Genomic DNA, 14,239 nt, shown 5'->3' with positions numbered 1-14,239 from the left:
TGCGCGCGCGGCGAGGGGCTGCCGCGTCGGGGGCCGGATCAGGCGGCGCGGATGCCGCCGACGCCCGGGTTCCACTCCTCGATCGCCGTGATGACGACGCCCGGGTGCGACATGTAGGGGTCGGCGTCGATGGCCTGCTGCACGCGCTCGCGGTCGGCGGCGAACAGCAGCAGCGCGCCCTCGCCGTGCTCGTAGGGCCCGGCGGCGATGAGCACGCCCTCCTCGACGAGCTCGGCGAGCAGCTCGCGGTGACGGGGACGCAGCTCGAGGCGGCCGGGGGCGTCGGTGTAGCGGACGTGCAGGGCGATCATGCCCCGAGCCTAGGCGTGCGCATCACCTCGACCGGTGGCGCCGCGCACGACGAGGACGTCAGGCCCGCGCGTCGCCCGGCGCGTCGTCCCAGCCCTGCTGCGGGGTGTCGCACGTGTCGCGGAAGACGATCTGCGACGGGCGCTTGCGCTCCGAGCTCGACCAGTCGATGCGGGGTCGACGCGCCTCCTCCGGCACGTAGCCGATGCGGTAGACGGCCATGAGCTCGAGGTCGTCGGGCACGCGGAAGAGCTCGACGATGCGCTCCCACTGGCCGGGCACCTCCATCGGGAACGACACGAACTGGATGCCGAGGCCCAGCTCGACCGTCGACAGCCACAGGTTCTCCATCGCCGCCCCCATGCTGAACAGCGAGTAGAACGACGAGAGCTCGCCTGGCCGGTGCTCCGCGCGGTCGAGCATGACGCCCAGCAGCAGCGGCGAGCCCGCGACGAGCCTCCGGTTCTCCTCGCCGAGCGTCTGCGGCACCTTGAGCGTGTTCATGAGCCGCTGCCCGCGCGGCGTCATCGCCTGCCCGGTGAACGGACGCAGCGGGGCGGGCAGCCGATCGAAGAGCATGCCGTCGCGGCGCTCCTCCATCTCGCGCTTCGAGAAGCGGAAGTACCGTCGGTACCGCTCGAAGAACGATCCGTTCGACATCGCCTCGGTCATGCTGCCGCCGCTGATCGCCGCGACCTGCTCGATCGTGTCGCGCTCCTCGGTGATGACGAACCGCCACGGCTGGCTGTTCAGCTGCGACGGCGCACGCCCGGCCATCTCGATGAGCAGGCGCTGGTGCTCCTCGCGCACGGGGTCGGGCAGGAAGGCGCCGTTCGTCGTGTGCCGGCGGCGGATGGCGTCGAAGAGCTCCATGCTCACTCCTTGCGGTCGGGGCGGGCGACGGCGGCGACGAGCCACGGCGCTGCCGTGAGCGCGACCGTCGGGTGCCAGCGGGATCGGGTGCGGATGCGCGGCAGGGCCGCGAGGGGCAGCAGCGCGGGGGCGGCGGCGAGCGCGCGCCCGGGGGCGTCGCGCAGGCCGGCGACGACGGTCGCGGCCGTCAGGGTCGTCGCGGCGATGAAGCCGACGTGGTGCACCCAGCGGTGCCGCTCGTTGCGCCATGCGCCGGTCGCGAGCCCGACGCCCATCGTCGCCGTCGTCGCGTACACGGCGAGCGCCCCGATCGCGAGCCCGCGGGAGAGGCTCACGCGCGGCGCTCGCGATCGAGCACGAGCAGCAGCCGGTACGGGAAGAGCCGCTCGACGCGCCACGGCGCGGGCACGAGCTCCTGCAGCTCGTCGACGCGGTGGCTGCGACGGATGGATGCCGTGCCGTCGTCGTGCAGGAGCGACGAGCGGCGCAGGGCGCGGGTCGCGAGCCCGAACGCGACGAGCGGCACGCGGGCGCGCGCGAGGTCGGCGTGCAGCGCGAGCCGGCTCGCGAGCGCGTCGGAGTCGGCGACGACCGAGGCGAGGGCCGCGTCGTCGAGGTGGTGCAGCAGGTGGTTCGACAGCACGACGTCGAAGCGGCGTCCCTGCGCGACGAGGTCGGTGCTCGTCGCGCGCTCGAACCGCACGCCGTCGGCAGGGTGGGCCGTGGCGAAGTCGTGGGCGCGCGGGTCGGGGTCGACGCCCGTGATCTCGGCGTCGATGCCGTCGCGGCGCATCCAGCCGGCGAGGCTCCTGGCGACGTCGCCACCGCCGGAGCCGACGTCGAGCACCGTCGCGGTGCGATCCGTCGGCAGGGCCGGCCGGATGCGACGCACGTAGAGCGCGCGCCAGCGCGACACGAGCGCGTTCACGGTCTCGAACTGCTCGTATGTGCGCGTGAGGAGACCCAGGTCGACGTCCGGGTCGTCCATGCGCTCGAGCTCGTCGGAGCGCGTCGCGAGCGACCTCATCCGGCGACCTGCATCGTCAGCAGCGCCGACTCCATCGTGAGGCCCGGCCCGAACGCCATGGCGCACACCTGCTCGCCGTGGGCTCGGCTGCGCAGCTGGCGCTCGAGGATGTGCAGCACCGTGGCGCTCGACATGTTGCCGCGCTCGGCGAGCACGGCGCGCGAGTCGGCGAGCTGCCCGTCGTCGAGCTCGAGGGTGCGCTGCACGGTGTCGAGGATCGACCGGCCGCCCGGATGGATGGCCCAGCCGGCGACCGCGGGCCACGCGGCGGCGTCGCGCTGCCCCTCGAGCGGCGCGATGGCCTCGACGACGTGATGGCCGATCAGCCTCGGCACCGCACCCGAGAGCACCATCTCGAAGCCCTCGTCGCCGATGGTCCAGGCCATCTCCTCCTCGCTCGAGGGGGCGATCGCCGAGGCGAGCGCGTCGATGCGCAGACCGCGCGGGCTCGGCTGCGCCGTCACGAGCGCGGCACCGGCGCCGTCGGCGAAGACGGAGGAGGCGACGATCGTGTCGGGGTCGCTCGACGAGCGCAGGTGCAGCGAGCACAGCTCGACGCACACGACGAGGACGACGGCGCTCGGGTCGGCGCGGCAGATGGCGTCGGCGGCGCGCAGGGCGGGGAAGGCGGCGTAGCAGCCCATGAAGCCGACGTGCAGTCGCGGCGTCGGCGTGGGCAGGCCGAGGTCGCGCACGAGGATGTGGTCGAGGCCGGGCGCGAAGAACCCGGTGCACGAGGCGGTCACGACGTGCGTGACGGCCTCCGGCTCGAGCCCGCCGTCGCGCAGCGCCGCACGCGCGGCCTCGAGGGCGAGCTCGGGCGCGCGCTCGGCGTAGCGATCGTTGCGCACCCGCGTGCTGGGGCTGCGCAGCGTGCCGGTCTCGGCGTCGAGGAAGGGGGAGTCGGTGCGGTCGACGAGCTCGTCGAGCACGACGGACCGCGTGGCGATGGCCGAGCCGTCGAAGGCGGCACCCACGAGGCGTCTGCCGAGCGGCGTGAGACCGGGCTGCGCGGCGATGAGGTCGCGCGCGACGGTCTGCTCGAGCGTCGTGGGCGGCACGGCGGTGCCGATCGCCACGATGGCGGGTGCGGTCGTCGGCACGTCATCCCCTCGTGCGCCGGGTCGGGTGGGGCGCAGGTCCCAGCCTGGCGTGCCCGGCTGCGCTTCGGCAGGGGTCGCATCGTCGTGCTCGATCGTGCACACTCCGAGCCGCCTAGACCCGCGCCGGCAGGGCTGCGTCGATGAGCACGGTCGCCGCCTCGCGGGCGTGCCGCGCGGCGTCGGGCGTGCCGCCGATCGCGGCGGTCGTCTGCGCGCCCTCGGCGAGGAGCGACAGCTGCGCCGCGAGCGACGGCGCGGCGCCGAGCCGGTCGACGAGCTCGGCGACGTACGCCTGGAACGACGCCTTCTGCTCCTGCGCCAGGTGGGCGACGGCGGGCGAGACCGCTCCGAGCTCGCCGAACGCGTTGATGAAGCCGCAGCCGCGGAAGCCGTCGTCGCGGAACCAGTCGTCGAGGAAGTCGTAGATCGCCAGCAGCCGCTCGCGCGGGGTCGTGGCGCTCGCGGCGGCCGCGGCGATCCCCGCATCCCAGATGCCCATGCGGTGGCGCATGACGGCCTCGACGAGCGCCTCCTTCGACGGGAATCGCGCGTAGATGCGCTTGAGCGGCACCCCGGCCTCGGCTCGCACGAGGTCCATGCCGACGGCCTGGATGCCGCGGCCGTAGAAGAGGCGATCCGCGGCCTCGACGATGCGCCGGCCGTCGTCGGAGGGATCGGGCATGCAGCACTCCTCGGACTCGGGCTTGCGAAAGAGAACGTCGGTTCTCTAGTGTAGCCCCCAGGGGCGAGAACGACCGTTCTCGACCACGATCGCCAGGAGGGCACCATGGGAAGCATCACCGTCGGCCAGGAGGGCTCCGCCCCCATCGAGCTGCACTACGAGGACCACGGCAGCGGCCAGCCCGTCGTGCTCATCCACGGCTATCCGCTCGACGGCACGTCGTGGGAGCGCCAGTCGCGCGAGCTCCTCGACGCGGGCTTCCGCGTCGTCACGTACGACCGCCGCGGCTTCGGGCAGTCGTCGAAGGTCGCCACCGGATACGACTACGACACGTTCGCCGCCGACCTCGACGCCGTGCTGACCACGCTCGACCTGCGCGACGTCATCCTCGTCGGCTTCTCGATGGGCACGGGCGAGCTCGCCCGCTACGTGCACCGTCACGGCGCCGACCGCGTCGCACGCCTCGCCTTCCTCGGCTCGCTCGAGCCCGGCATGCTCGGCCAGGGCGTGCCGCAGTCGCAGTTCGACGGCATCGCCGCGACCGCGAAGGCCGACCGCTTCGCGTGGTTCACGCAGTTCTACGCCGACTTCTACAACCTCGACGAGAACCTCGGATCCCGCATCTCGCAGGAGGTCGTGACCGCGAGCTGGAACACGGCCGTCGGCAGCGCCCCCGTCGCCGCCTACGCCGTCGTCCCGACGTGGATCGAGGACTTCACCGAGGACGTCGCGGCCGTGCGCGCCAGCGGCATCCCGACCCTCATCGTGCACGGCACCGCCGACCGCATCCTGCCGATCGACGCCACGGGCCGCCCGTTCCACGCCGCCTTCCCCGAGGCGCGGTACGAGGAGATCGAGGGCGCGCCGCACGGCATGCTCTGGACGCACGCCGACGAGGTGAACGCGATCCTCCTGCCCTTCGTCCAGGGCTGAGGCAGCGCCCTTCGAGACGGCGGCTCGCTGCGCTCGCGGCCTCCTCAGGGACCGGGTGGGACTCGCGGCCTTCCCCGCCCCCCGCTCCCTGAGGTGCGAGCGCAGCGAGCCTCGAAGGGCCGGCCTGCTCAGCGACCGAGTGGGCACTCCACCCCCCGCTCGCGGAGGCGCTCCACCCCGCGCTCGCGGAGGCGCTCCACCCCCCGCTCCCTGAGGTGCGAAAGCAGCGAGCCTCGAAGGGTCCACCCCGAGCACCCAGGGGTCGCGCATGTCGGCGGTGCGCGGCAGACTGCTCGCATGCCGGAGCTGCCCGAGGTGGAGGCGCTGGCCGCAGACCTGCGCGGCCGCCTCGTGGGCAGGCGCGTGCGCAGGCTCGACACCTACGCGATCTCGGCGCTCAAGACCTTCGACCCGCCCGCGCGCGCCATCGACGACGGCGAGGTCGTCGGCGTCGAGCGTCACGGCAAGTGGCTCGACCTCGCGATCGCGCCCCCGGCCGCGGCCGGCGAGCCGTCGCCCCTGCACGTGTGCATCCACCTCGCCCGCGCCGGCTGGCTTCGCTGGCGCGACGAGGCGCCGAAGGTGCGTCCCCGGATGGGCAAGGGGCCGCTCGCGGCGCAGCTCATGCTCGACGACGACGCCGGCATCGACCTCACGGAGGCCGGCACGAAGAAGGGGCTCGCGATCCACGTCGTTCGCGACCCGCACGACGTCCACGACATCGCCACGCTCGGTCCCGACCCGCTCGCCGACGCCTTCACCGAGGAGGCCTTCTCCGCGATCCTCGCCGAGGCCGGCCGCGCGCAGGTCAAGGGCGTGCTGCGCAGCCAGCGGCGCATCGCCGGCATCGGCAACGCCTACTCCGACGAGATCCTGCACGTCGCGCGCATGTCGCCGTTCGCGCCTGCGTCGATGGGCGCGGACGACGTGCATCGCCTCTACGTCGCGCTGCGCGAGACCCTGCAGGCCGCCGTCGAGGCGCGGCAGGGCGTGCCGGCGACGAGCCTGAAGTCCGAGAAGCGCTCCGACATGCGCGTGCACGGCCGCACGGGCGAGGCGTGCCCGGTGTGCGGCGACGTCGTGCGCCAGGTCGAGTACGCCGACTCGACGTTCCAGTACTGCGCGACGTGCCAGACCGGCGGCAGGCCGCTGTCGGATCGCGTGCTGTCGCGTCTGCTGCGCTAGCGCGAGGATGGCCTGGTGAGCGACGCACCCGACACCGGCTGGACGACCCTCGCGAGCCGCGAGGTCTACGCGAATCGCTGGCTGCGGCTGCGCGAGGACGACGTCATCCGACCCGACGGCGGGGAGGGCATCTACGGGGTCGTCGAGGTGCTGCAGCCGGCCGTGTTCGTCGTCGCGCTCACGGAGGACGACGAGGTCGTGCTCGTCGACCTCTTCCGGTACACGACCGGGCGGTGGTCGACCGAGGTGCCCGCGGGGTCGACCGACGGCGAGGATGCGCTCGTCGCGGCCCGCCGTGAGCTCGCGGAGGAGACGGGGCTCGTCGCCGACGACTGGGTCGAGGTCGGCGGCATGTCGTCGCTCAACGGCATCTGCGACGCGCCGGAGCACGTCTTCCTCGCTCGCGGCCTGCACGCGGTCGACGGCGGGGCGGCGGCGACGCAGGCCGAGGAAGGCATCGCGCGTGTCCGACGCGTGCCGTTCGCCGAGGTGCTCCGCATGGTCGCGCGCGGCGAGATCGGCGATGCCGAGACGCTCGCGGCGCTGCTGCACGTCGCGGTGCATCTGGGACGCGTGGCCTGACGACCGGCCCGCGACGTATCGATGGTGAGGATTCCTTGCCATCTCCGCGTGTGCCCCATATGGTGAGGATCGCTCGGGATGCGAGGTCCGATCGCGAGCGTCGCGGGCCGCTCGGCCGCGACGATCCCCGAGTCGAGGTCGACCCATGGCACCCCGCCCCCGTTCCCTGCGCGCCAGCGCGCTCCTGCCCGCATCCGCAGCCCTCGCGCTCGTCGCCGGCCTCGTGCTCGCCCCGGCGACCGGCGCGTCGACGGCGTCCGCCGCGGCCGTCGTCTGCCCGCCGACCGCGGCGCTCTGGGTCGCGGGCCCCGATCGCGCGCTCGTGCAGGTCGACCCCGCCGACGGCACCGAGCTGCGCCGCCTCGCGGTCGAGGCGATCTACACCGACATCGCCTGGAGCGCCGACGGCATCGCGCTCTACGGCCTCACCTTCAGCACGATCGACACCCTCGACCCGGCGACGGGCGCCGTCATCCGCTCGCTGCCGATGGCGCGCGGCGGCAACTGGAACGGGCTCACGGCGCTGACCGACGGCAGGCTGCTCGCGAGCGGCAACGCCACGAACGAGGTCGTCGCGGTCGATCCCGCCACGGGTGCGCTCGAGACGGTGCTCCGGATGCCGGAGGGTGCGACGAGCAAGGGGGACCTCCTGCAGCTGGCGGACGGCGACGTGCTCGGCGCCTTCTTCGTGCCGGCGATGGGCGGCCAGCAGTTCCCGGGCACCACGATGCTCCGGCTGGACCTCGACGCCTTCACCGTCTCGCAGGCCGGGTCGGTCGAGGCGGAGGTCTACGGGCTCGCGCAGGTGGGCGACGTCACCTACGCGCTGCTGTCCGACGGCACGCTCGGCACGATCGACGTGCCGCCGACCACCTCGGGCGCCGTCATCGCGTTCGAGCCCGTCGGCTCCGTGACGGCCGGCCAGTCGTACGGCGCATCCTTCGCGCCCACGGGCTTCGCATGCGGCGCGCCCACCGCGGCGCCCGTGTCGACGACGATCCAGGCGGGCGAGGTGGCCCGGCTGACGCCGCTCGCCGGCACCGACGCCGCCGACGACGCGTTCCCGATCGACCCCGCGTCGCTCACCCTGCTGACCCCGGGCACGGGCACGCCCACGGATCGCATCGAGATCGCCGAGCAGGGCGTCGTCGCGCTGGCCGAGGACGGCACCGTGTCGTTCACGCCCGCTGCGGGCTTCATCGGTCGCGTCGACCAGGTGCGCTTCGAGGTCGCGGACACGCTCGGCAACGTCGCCTCCTCGACGATCGACGTGCTCGTGCTCGGCGACGCACCGGTGGCGAACGACGACGCGGTGACGACGCCGTTCGAGACGACCGTCGCGATCGACGTCCTGGCGAACGACGTCTCGGGCGAGCCCGGCCCGTCGGAGACGCCCGCGCCGCCGACCGAGGCGGACGCACCCACCGCCGACCCCTCCGAGCTGACGGTCGCGATCGTCGACCTGCCCGACGAGGGCTCGGTGGAGGTCGCCGACGACGGCACGCTCACGTACGCGCCGGCCGCGGGCTTCTCCGGCATCGACGTGCTCTCGTACGAGATCACGGGTCGCGACGGGCAGACGGACGTCGCCGACGTCACCATCACGGTCGCAGCGCCGTCCGCACCGCCCACGGCGCCGGCGCCCTCGGTGCCCGCAGCGCCCGACGCTCCGGCCCCGACGACGCCCGCCGCATCCACGCCGACCGGCGGACTGCCGGTCACGGGCGGCGCGGCGGCGCTGCCGCTGCTGCTCGCCGGCCTGGGCCTCGCGCTCGTGGGCGTCGGCGCGGTCGCCGTGCGCCGCCGCCGCGCCTGAGCCCGGCCCGCGGCGGTCGTCGAGCGACGATCGCCGCGGGTGCTCGCGCGCCCATCCTCGACCCGGCGCTCCGGGACGGGCAGGATCGATGACGATGCGCGACGACGCCCGGACCCCGCCCGCCTACTTCCTCCCCGCAGGGATGCACGAGGATGCCGAGGTGCTGCAGCCGACGGCGCACACCGGCAGCCCGTGGAGCGCGGGCATCCAGCACGGCGGCCCCGTCGCAGGGCTGCTGTGGCGGGCGTGCGAGCAGGCGCCCGGTGCCGACGGCTTCCTGCTCGTGCGCCTCGCCGTCGAGCTGCTCGGACCCGTGACGCTCGACGAGGTCGCCGTGCGCGCCGACGTCGTGCGCTCGGGCCGGTCGGCGGAGCTCGTCGAGGCCGAGATCCTGCAGCGCGGCCCCGGCGGCGCCTGGCGGCCGGCGGCTCGCGCCCGCGGCTGGCGCATGCGCGTCGCCGACACCGCGTCCGTCGCCTACCGCGCCGGTCGCACCCGCGCCCTGCCGCCCGAGGGTGCGCCGACGCTGCACGACGCCCCCGTGCCCGCGCTGTGGCTCGCCGGCTTCGTCGGCTCGCTCGACTGGCGCTTCGCGACGACCTTCGGCGAGCGTGGCGCGCCGACGGTCGCGTGGGCGCGGCTGCGGATGCCGTTCGTCGCGGGCGAGGAGCCGAGCCGGTCGCTGCGTGCGATCCTGCCGATCGACGCGGCGAACGGCGTGGGCGCGCGGCTCGACACGAGCGCGTGGACGTTCATCAACACCGAGCTCGCGATCCACCTCTTCGAGCAGCCGACGGGGGAGTGGGTCGGCATCGAGGCGGAGTCGTCGATCGGCACGCAGGGCATCGGCCTGAGCCAGGCGATCGTGCACGACGAGCAGGGTCCCGTCGGTCGCATCGCGCAGTCGCTGCTCGTCTCGCCGCTGCCGCAGCCCTAGCCGCGCACCGGCGCCGGCCATGTGGACTGCGATGCGAAGTCCACTCGCGACCACTCCAGGCCAAGTGGCGTGCGCCCATCCGCGTACCGTCCGATCCATGAGCGAAGATCAGGTCACCTCCCGCGCGAGCGACGGCGTCAAGCGCGGCCTCGCCGAGATGCTGAAGGGCGGCGTCATCATGGACGTCGTCACCCCCGAGCAGGCACGCATCGCCGAGGACGCCGGCGCGGTCGCCGTCATGGCCCTCGAGCGCGTGCCCGCCGACATCCGGGCCCAGGGCGGCGTCGCGCGCATGTCCGACCCGGACCTCATCGACGCGATCACGGCGGAGGTCTCGATCCCCGTGATGGCGAAGGCGCGCATCGGCCACTTCGTCGAGGCGCAGGTGCTGCAGGCGCTCGGCGTCGACTACGTCGACGAGTCGGAGGTCCTCAGCCCCGCCGACTACGTCAACCACATCGACAAGTGGCGCTTCGAGGTGCCCTTCGTGTGCGGGGCGACGAACCTGGGCGAGGCCCTGCGCCGCATCACCGAGGGTGCGGCGATGATCCGCTCGAAGGGCGAGGCCGGCACGGGCGACGTCTCGGAGGCGACCAAGCACATCCGCACGATCCGCGGCGAGATCGCGGCGCTCGCGGCGAAGAGCCCCGACGAGCTGTACGTCGCGGCGAAGGAGCTGCAGGCGCCCTACGCCCTCGTCGCCGAGGTCGCCGCTGCCGGCCGTCTGCCCGTCGTGCTCTTCACCGCGGGCGGCGTCGCGACGCCCGCCGACGCGGCGCTCATGATGCAGCTGGGGGCCGACGGCGTGTTCGTGGGCTCCGGCATCTTCAAGTCCGGCCAGCCCGAGCGTCGCGCCGCGGCGATCGTGCGGGCCACGGCGCAGTTCGACGACCCGCAGGCCGTCGCCGACGCGTCGCGCGGGCTCGGCGAGGCGATGGTCGGCATCAACGTCTCCGACCTGCCCGCACCCCACCGCCTGGCCGAGCGCGGCTGGTGACGCGCGTCGGGGTGCTCGCGCTCCAGGGCGACGTGCGCGAGCACCTCGCCGTGCTCGCGAGCCTCGGCGCGCAGGCGATGCCCGTGCGCAGCGCCGCGCAGCTCGACGCGGTCGACGCGCTCGTCATCCCCGGCGGCGAGTCGAGCGTCATCGACCGGCTGAGCGGCATCCTCGGCGTGCGGGAGCCGCTGCGCGAGCGCATCGCGGGCGGCATGCCCGTGCTCGGCACGTGCGCGGGGCTCATCCTGCTCGCCGACCGCATCCTCGACGCGGCGCCGGGTCAGCGCACCCTCGGCGGGCTCGACGTGACGGTGCGGCGCAACGCCTACGGGCGGCAGCTCGACTCGTTCGAGGCGGCGGTCGTCCTGCCGGCCATCGGCGCCGAGCCCGTCGCGGCGTCGTTCATCCGCGCGCCCGTGGTCGAGGAGGTCGGGGCGAGCGTGACGGTGCTCGGCGAGCACGAGGGTCGCATCGTCGCCGTCGAGCGCGACGGCGTCATCGGCGTCGCCTTCCACCCCGAGCTCCACGGCGACGACCGGCTGCACCGGCGCCTGCTCGAGCGCGTCGGGTAGCGCGGCACGCCACCCCCGCCATGCCGGATACCCTGGATGCGGTGAGCACGATCGAGCAGCACGACGGCCAGGCGCCGTCCTCCTCGAGCGAGCGCCCGGCCTGGCACCTCCCCGCCGCCCGCGCGGCCGTGGCGGTGCCCGTCGGCGTCGCCGTCACCTTCCTCCAGGCGCACGACGCGCGCGTGGGCCTCGCTGCGTTCGCGGTGCTCGCGCTCGGCACGGGCGCCGCGCTGCTCGTGCTGCGCCGAGGCGTGCCCGTAGCCGTCGCCCGCTTCCCGCTCGTCGCGGGCGCGACGGGCGTGCTTGCGGGCGTCGTCGCCGCGGGCCTCGCCGCGGCAGCGCCCTCGGGCGATGCGCTCAAGGTCGTCGTCGCCGCATGGGCGCTCGTCACCGCGGTCGTCGAGGGGTGGGCGTGGCTCCGGCTGCGGGCCACCACCGACCTCCGCATGCGCCGCATCGCAGCCGACTGGCGCGCCGTCGCCGTGCTCACGCTCGCCGCAGGCATCGCCTTCGCCCTCCTGCCCGTGCACGACGTCGTGCTCGTCGGCCTGCTGGGCGCGTACGCCATCGTCGTGGGCGTGTTCCACGGCATCGCCGCCGCCTCCGCGCGCATCGTCGCGAAGGACGCTCGAGAGGCCACCCGATGACCCCGTCGCGCCGCGACCGCCTGAAGCCCGTCGAGTACGTCGGGTTCGCCGGCGGCATCGGCATCTTCTCGGGGCTCGTCGTCCTGCTCGTCATCCGCGAGCCCATCCACGCGCTCGTCATCGGCGGGGTCGCGTTCATCGTGTCCCTCGTGGTCATCGCGACGCTCACGCTCGCGATGCAGCCGGCGAAGCCCGGCGAGGGCGACGACGACGGTCGGCCGCGGGGCCACTGAGCCGATGACGCTCGCGCGACGGCGGACGCGGCTGCTCGCAGCGGCCGCGCTCGTGGCCTCGGCGGCGCTCGCGGGCTGCTCGTCGCCCGGCGTCGCAGCACCCGGTGCGCCGACGCCTGCGGCCGCCGCCCCCGGCGGTCCCGTGCTGCAGACGGCGACCGCGACGTTCGATCCCGTCGCGGACGACGTGCCCGGCACCGAGGCGTGCGACGGCCTGTCGGGTCGCGACGAGCTCGAGGTCTTCGACCGGGCCGCCTGGGCGCAGCTCGACGTGCCGGCCGGCGACGCGACGCTCACGTGCGGCAACGCCGACGGCGCAGGGTGGCGCCACATCGCCGACGGCCACACGGGCGACTTCGGCGAGCTCGCCGACGAGGTCGGGTCGTCGTGGGAGGACGTCGCCTGGTTCGCGATCGACCAGGCGCTCGAGGCTCCGACGGCCGTCGAGGAGTACCGCTCCGACATCGTGAACTACGACGTGCGCGTCGAGCTCGTCTCCGACGCGGGCGAGGTCGAGCGTGCATGGATCGTCACGGTCGGCTACGGTCTCTCGTCGGGCAGCATCATCACGTCCTTCCCCGATGAGGTGGATCCATGACCCTTCCTGACCTCGTGTCGGCATCCTGGCTCGCAGGGCACCTCGGCGACCCCGGGCTCGTCGTCGTCGACGCGTCCGTCGGCGCGCATCGCGGCGCGGACGGCATCCCCGGCGCGCTGCGCTTCGACCTCGACGGCGCGATGTCGCGGCACGACACGACGGGCGTGCACGACATGCTCGACCCCGCCGAGTTCGAGGAGCGCCTGCGCGAGCTGGGCATCCGCGACGGCGACCGCGTCGTCGCCTACGACGCGCAGGGCGTCTTCTCGAGCGCGCGTGCCTGGTGGATGCTCGAGGCCGCGGGTCTCGAGGCTGCGGTGCTCGATGGCGGGCTGCCCGAGTGGACCGCAGCCGGCGGCACGACGCAGCCGACGGGCGGGCGCGCCGAGCAGGCCGGCGACGTGACGGTGCGGTGGCGCGACGACGCGTTCGTCGGCGCGGACGAGGTGGCGCGCGCGATCGCCTCCGACGAGGCCGTCGTGCTCGACGCGCGCTCGTTCGACCGCTTCGCGGGCATCGCGCCCGAGCCGCGCGCGGGGCTGCGCGGCGGGCACATCCCGGGCAGCGTCTCGCTGCCGTTCGCCGCCCTCGAGTGCGACGGCCGGCTGCAGGAGGTCGGCTGCCTCGCCGACCGCATCGACGAGGCTGCGGGCGACGCCCCCATCATCACGACGTGCGGCTCGGGCGTCACCGCCTGCGTCGTGGCGCTCGCCGCGACCCTCGCCGGTCGCGACGACGTGCGCGTCTACGACGGCTCGTGGTCCGACTGGGGCCGCGCCGACTCGGGCCGCCCGGTCGACGTCGGCGACTGACCGTCAGGCGCGCGGCGCGTTCGCGATGGACCGCATCGTGGCCGCGGGGCGGGCTCGATCGTCGGCTGCCTCTTCGACGCAGGTCTGAAGCGCGTCGTCGTCGCGCTTCGGGTCGATGACGACGACGCGTTCCAGAGGCGGACGGATCCATCAGCGGGGGCTGATCATGGCGCCGATTCGTTGCACGCGGTCGCCAGCGAACGAGATGGTGAGGAAGCGCGACCCGACGTTCCACGTGTCGCCGGTGGATCGAGCTCGATCGGGCGCGCCCAGGACGTCCGCCGCCTGCTCCCACGTCGTCTCCGGGCCGATGCCGTCGACCAGCAGCGCGGGGCGCGGATAGGGGCGGGCGGCCCGCTCCGTGCGCATCGCGACGATGACCTTGAGCAGTCGCCCGTCCTTCCAAGTGAAGGAGGTGCCGTCGTCCGCGCACTTGGGCCGCGCAGGGGTGGACGCCGCTTCGAGTCGAAGTCGATGCCATCGCCGAGACCGCCCGCGACCTCGGGCTCGATCCGGATCCTGCGCATGGTCGTCATCGCTCGCTGACGTCGCTGGCCATGACGGTGATCTTCCAGATGAGGCCTTCGTCGAAGGTCACGTGCACGACGCGTTGGTCCTGGATGCGGAACAGGTCGAAGCTCTCCTCGGAGCGGTACGGCTCGCCGAGGACGGCCCGCACGTCGTCGCGACTCGAGGAGGCGAGGTCGACGCCATCGATGAAGCCGGTCGCGTCGGCGTACGGGGTGAAGCCGTCGTCGTCGAGCGCGGAGACGAAGACGGAGGACAGCCGGCCTGCTGTGAAACGCAGCGATACCCCGATCGCATGTACTTCACGAAGTCGATGGTGGGTCCGGTGAACGAGGCGCGCTCCGGTTCCTCGCCGTAGCCGGCGACGGTCGCCTGCACCCTGGGATCGTGCTCCGGCAGGTCGAA

The 14,239-nt window shown here is 74.1% G+C and carries 19 protein-coding genes; 11 read left to right on the top strand and 8 right to left on the bottom strand.

Annotated features, from left to right (window positions below; genetic code table 11):
- Nucleotides 1-38: 38 nt before the first annotated feature.
- From ABD249_RS15175 to ABD249_RS15150, 6 genes are all read right to left on the bottom strand, one after another.
- Nucleotides 39-311, bottom strand: coding sequence for a YciI family protein (locus ABD249_RS15175; RefSeq protein ID WP_344344886.1), 273 nt, complete (start codon nt 309-311; stop codon nt 39-41).
- A 58-nt stretch (nt 312-369) separates the two neighbouring features.
- Complete coding sequence (locus ABD249_RS15170; RefSeq protein ID WP_344344885.1) at nt 370-1,182, bottom strand: nitroreductase family protein; 813 nt, start codon at nt 1,180-1,182, stop codon at nt 370-372.
- A 2-nt stretch (nt 1,183-1,184) separates the two neighbouring features.
- Nucleotides 1,185-1,517 carry a hypothetical protein gene (locus ABD249_RS15165; RefSeq protein WP_344344884.1) on the bottom strand — a complete coding sequence of 111 codons (333 nt, stop codon included), beginning with the start codon at nt 1,515-1,517 and terminating at the stop codon, nt 1,185-1,187.
- Nucleotides 1,514-2,209: a methyltransferase domain-containing protein gene (locus ABD249_RS15160; RefSeq protein ID WP_344344883.1), complete on the bottom strand. Its 696-nt coding sequence runs from the start codon at nt 2,207-2,209 to the stop codon at nt 1,514-1,516. Before ABD249_RS15160 ends, ABD249_RS15165 begins: the two co-directional genes overlap by 4 nt.
- Nucleotides 2,206-3,312 (bottom strand): type III polyketide synthase, encoded by a 1,107-nt coding sequence (locus ABD249_RS15155; protein ID WP_344344882.1) that lies wholly within the window; start codon nt 3,310-3,312, stop codon nt 2,206-2,208. The genes ABD249_RS15160 and ABD249_RS15155 overlap by 4 nt, the downstream gene beginning before the upstream one ends.
- Nucleotides 3,313-3,424: 112 nt before the next feature.
- Nucleotides 3,425-3,994 (bottom strand): TetR/AcrR family transcriptional regulator, encoded by a 570-nt coding sequence (locus tag ABD249_RS15150; protein ID WP_344344881.1) that lies wholly within the window; start codon nt 3,992-3,994, stop codon nt 3,425-3,427.
- A gap of 105 nt (nt 3,995-4,099) precedes the next feature.
- Here ABD249_RS15150 and ABD249_RS15145 point away from each other — a divergent pair, with 105 nt between their 5' ends.
- The 11 genes from ABD249_RS15145 to ABD249_RS15095 all read left to right on the top strand — a co-directional run bounded on the left by ABD249_RS15145 (nt 4,100) and on the right by ABD249_RS15095 (nt 13,306).
- The gene (locus ABD249_RS15145; protein ID WP_344344880.1) at nt 4,100-4,927 is read left to right on the top strand and encodes an alpha/beta fold hydrolase; all 828 of its coding nucleotides are present in this window, start codon (nt 4,100-4,102) and stop codon (nt 4,925-4,927) included.
- Nucleotides 4,928-5,224: 297 nt separating this feature from the next.
- Nucleotides 5,225-6,112 (top strand): DNA-formamidopyrimidine glycosylase family protein, encoded by an 888-nt coding sequence (locus tag ABD249_RS15140; RefSeq protein WP_344344879.1) that lies wholly within the window; start codon nt 5,225-5,227, stop codon nt 6,110-6,112.
- 15 nt (nt 6,113-6,127) lie between these two features.
- Entirely contained in the window at nt 6,128-6,694 is a 567-nt protein-coding gene (locus tag ABD249_RS15135) for an NUDIX domain-containing protein (RefSeq protein ID WP_344344878.1), read from the top strand.
- A 145-nt stretch (nt 6,695-6,839) separates the two neighbouring features.
- Entirely contained in the window at nt 6,840-8,510 is a 1,671-nt protein-coding gene (locus ABD249_RS15130) for an Ig-like domain-containing protein (protein ID WP_344344877.1), read from the top strand.
- A 94-nt stretch (nt 8,511-8,604) separates the two neighbouring features.
- Nucleotides 8,605-9,447, top strand: coding sequence for a thioesterase family protein (locus tag ABD249_RS15125; protein WP_344344876.1), 843 nt, complete (start codon nt 8,605-8,607; stop codon nt 9,445-9,447).
- Nucleotides 9,448-9,544: 97 nt separating this feature from the next.
- A complete protein-coding gene (gene pdxS, locus ABD249_RS15120) occupies nt 9,545-10,444 on the top strand; it encodes a pyridoxal 5'-phosphate synthase lyase subunit PdxS (protein ID WP_344344875.1) in 900 nt (299 codons plus the stop codon).
- Complete coding sequence (gene pdxT, locus ABD249_RS15115; RefSeq protein WP_344344874.1) at nt 10,441-11,016, top strand: pyridoxal 5'-phosphate synthase glutaminase subunit PdxT; 576 nt, start codon at nt 10,441-10,443, stop codon at nt 11,014-11,016. Before pdxS ends, pdxT begins: the two co-directional genes overlap by 4 nt.
- Nucleotides 11,017-11,057: 41 nt before the next feature.
- Nucleotides 11,058-11,663, top strand: a complete 606-nt coding sequence (locus ABD249_RS15110) for a hypothetical protein (protein ID WP_344344873.1) — start codon at nt 11,058-11,060, stop codon at nt 11,661-11,663.
- The gene (locus tag ABD249_RS15105) at nt 11,660-11,896 is read left to right on the top strand and encodes a hypothetical protein (RefSeq protein WP_344344872.1); all 237 of its coding nucleotides are present in this window, start codon (nt 11,660-11,662) and stop codon (nt 11,894-11,896) included. The genes ABD249_RS15110 and ABD249_RS15105 overlap by 4 nt, the downstream gene beginning before the upstream one ends.
- A gap of 4 nt (nt 11,897-11,900) precedes the next feature.
- A complete protein-coding gene (locus tag ABD249_RS15100; RefSeq protein WP_344344871.1) occupies nt 11,901-12,494 on the top strand; it encodes a hypothetical protein in 594 nt (197 codons plus the stop codon).
- The gene (locus ABD249_RS15095) at nt 12,491-13,306 is read left to right on the top strand and encodes a sulfurtransferase (protein WP_344344870.1); all 816 of its coding nucleotides are present in this window, start codon (nt 12,491-12,493) and stop codon (nt 13,304-13,306) included. The genes ABD249_RS15100 and ABD249_RS15095 overlap by 4 nt, the downstream gene beginning before the upstream one ends.
- A 150-nt stretch (nt 13,307-13,456) precedes the next feature.
- On the opposite strand, the gene ABD249_RS15090 is transcribed toward ABD249_RS15095, so the two are convergent.
- Complete coding sequence (locus ABD249_RS15090) at nt 13,457-13,675, bottom strand: hypothetical protein (RefSeq protein ID WP_344344869.1); 219 nt, start codon at nt 13,673-13,675, stop codon at nt 13,457-13,459.
- Between the two features lie 163 nt (nt 13,676-13,838).
- A complete protein-coding gene (locus ABD249_RS15085) occupies nt 13,839-13,985 on the bottom strand; it encodes a hypothetical protein (protein ID WP_344344868.1) in 147 nt (48 codons plus the stop codon).
- Between the last annotated feature and the right edge of the window lie 254 nt (nt 13,986-14,239).

It is taken from the genome of Agrococcus versicolor (assembly GCF_039531815.1).
Classification (GTDB): Bacteria; Actinomycetota; Actinomycetes; order Actinomycetales; family Microbacteriaceae; genus Agrococcus; species Agrococcus versicolor.
The sequence above is the reverse complement of the archived record's forward strand: the minus strand, read 5'-3'. Positions and strand labels throughout refer to the sequence as shown.

Excerpts from the sequence above, each read along its gene's own strand:
- ABD249_RS15100 (WP_344344871.1), top strand. The coding sequence starts at position 11,901 with ATGACGCTCGCGCGACGGCGGACGCGGCTGCTCGCAGCGGCCGCGCTC.
- ABD249_RS15130 (WP_344344877.1), top strand. The coding sequence starts at position 6,840 with ATGGCACCCCGCCCCCGTTCCCTGCGCGCCAGCGCGCTCCTGCCCGCA.
- ABD249_RS15090 (WP_344344869.1), bottom strand. The coding sequence starts at position 13,675 with ATGCGCACGGAGCGGGCCGCCCGCCCCTATCCGCGCCCCGCGCTGCTG.
- ABD249_RS15105 (WP_344344872.1), top strand. The coding sequence starts at position 11,660 with ATGACCCCGTCGCGCCGCGACCGCCTGAAGCCCGTCGAGTACGTCGGG.
- ABD249_RS15095 (WP_344344870.1), top strand. The coding sequence starts at position 12,491 with ATGACCCTTCCTGACCTCGTGTCGGCATCCTGGCTCGCAGGGCACCTC.
- ABD249_RS15145 (WP_344344880.1), top strand. The coding sequence starts at position 4,100 with ATGGGAAGCATCACCGTCGGCCAGGAGGGCTCCGCCCCCATCGAGCTG.
- ABD249_RS15160 (WP_344344883.1), bottom strand. The coding sequence starts at position 2,209 with ATGAGGTCGCTCGCGACGCGCTCCGACGAGCTCGAGCGCATGGACGAC.
- ABD249_RS15140 (WP_344344879.1), top strand. The coding sequence starts at position 5,225 with ATGCCGGAGCTGCCCGAGGTGGAGGCGCTGGCCGCAGACCTGCGCGGC.
- ABD249_RS15150 (WP_344344881.1), bottom strand. The coding sequence starts at position 3,994 with ATGCCCGATCCCTCCGACGACGGCCGGCGCATCGTCGAGGCCGCGGAT.
- ABD249_RS15125 (WP_344344876.1), top strand. The coding sequence starts at position 8,605 with ATGCGCGACGACGCCCGGACCCCGCCCGCCTACTTCCTCCCCGCAGGG.
- ABD249_RS15175 (WP_344344886.1), bottom strand. The coding sequence starts at position 311 with ATGATCGCCCTGCACGTCCGCTACACCGACGCCCCCGGCCGCCTCGAG.
- ABD249_RS15170 (WP_344344885.1), bottom strand. The coding sequence starts at position 1,182 with ATGGAGCTCTTCGACGCCATCCGCCGCCGGCACACGACGAACGGCGCC.
- pdxS (WP_344344875.1), top strand. The coding sequence starts at position 9,545 with ATGAGCGAAGATCAGGTCACCTCCCGCGCGAGCGACGGCGTCAAGCGC.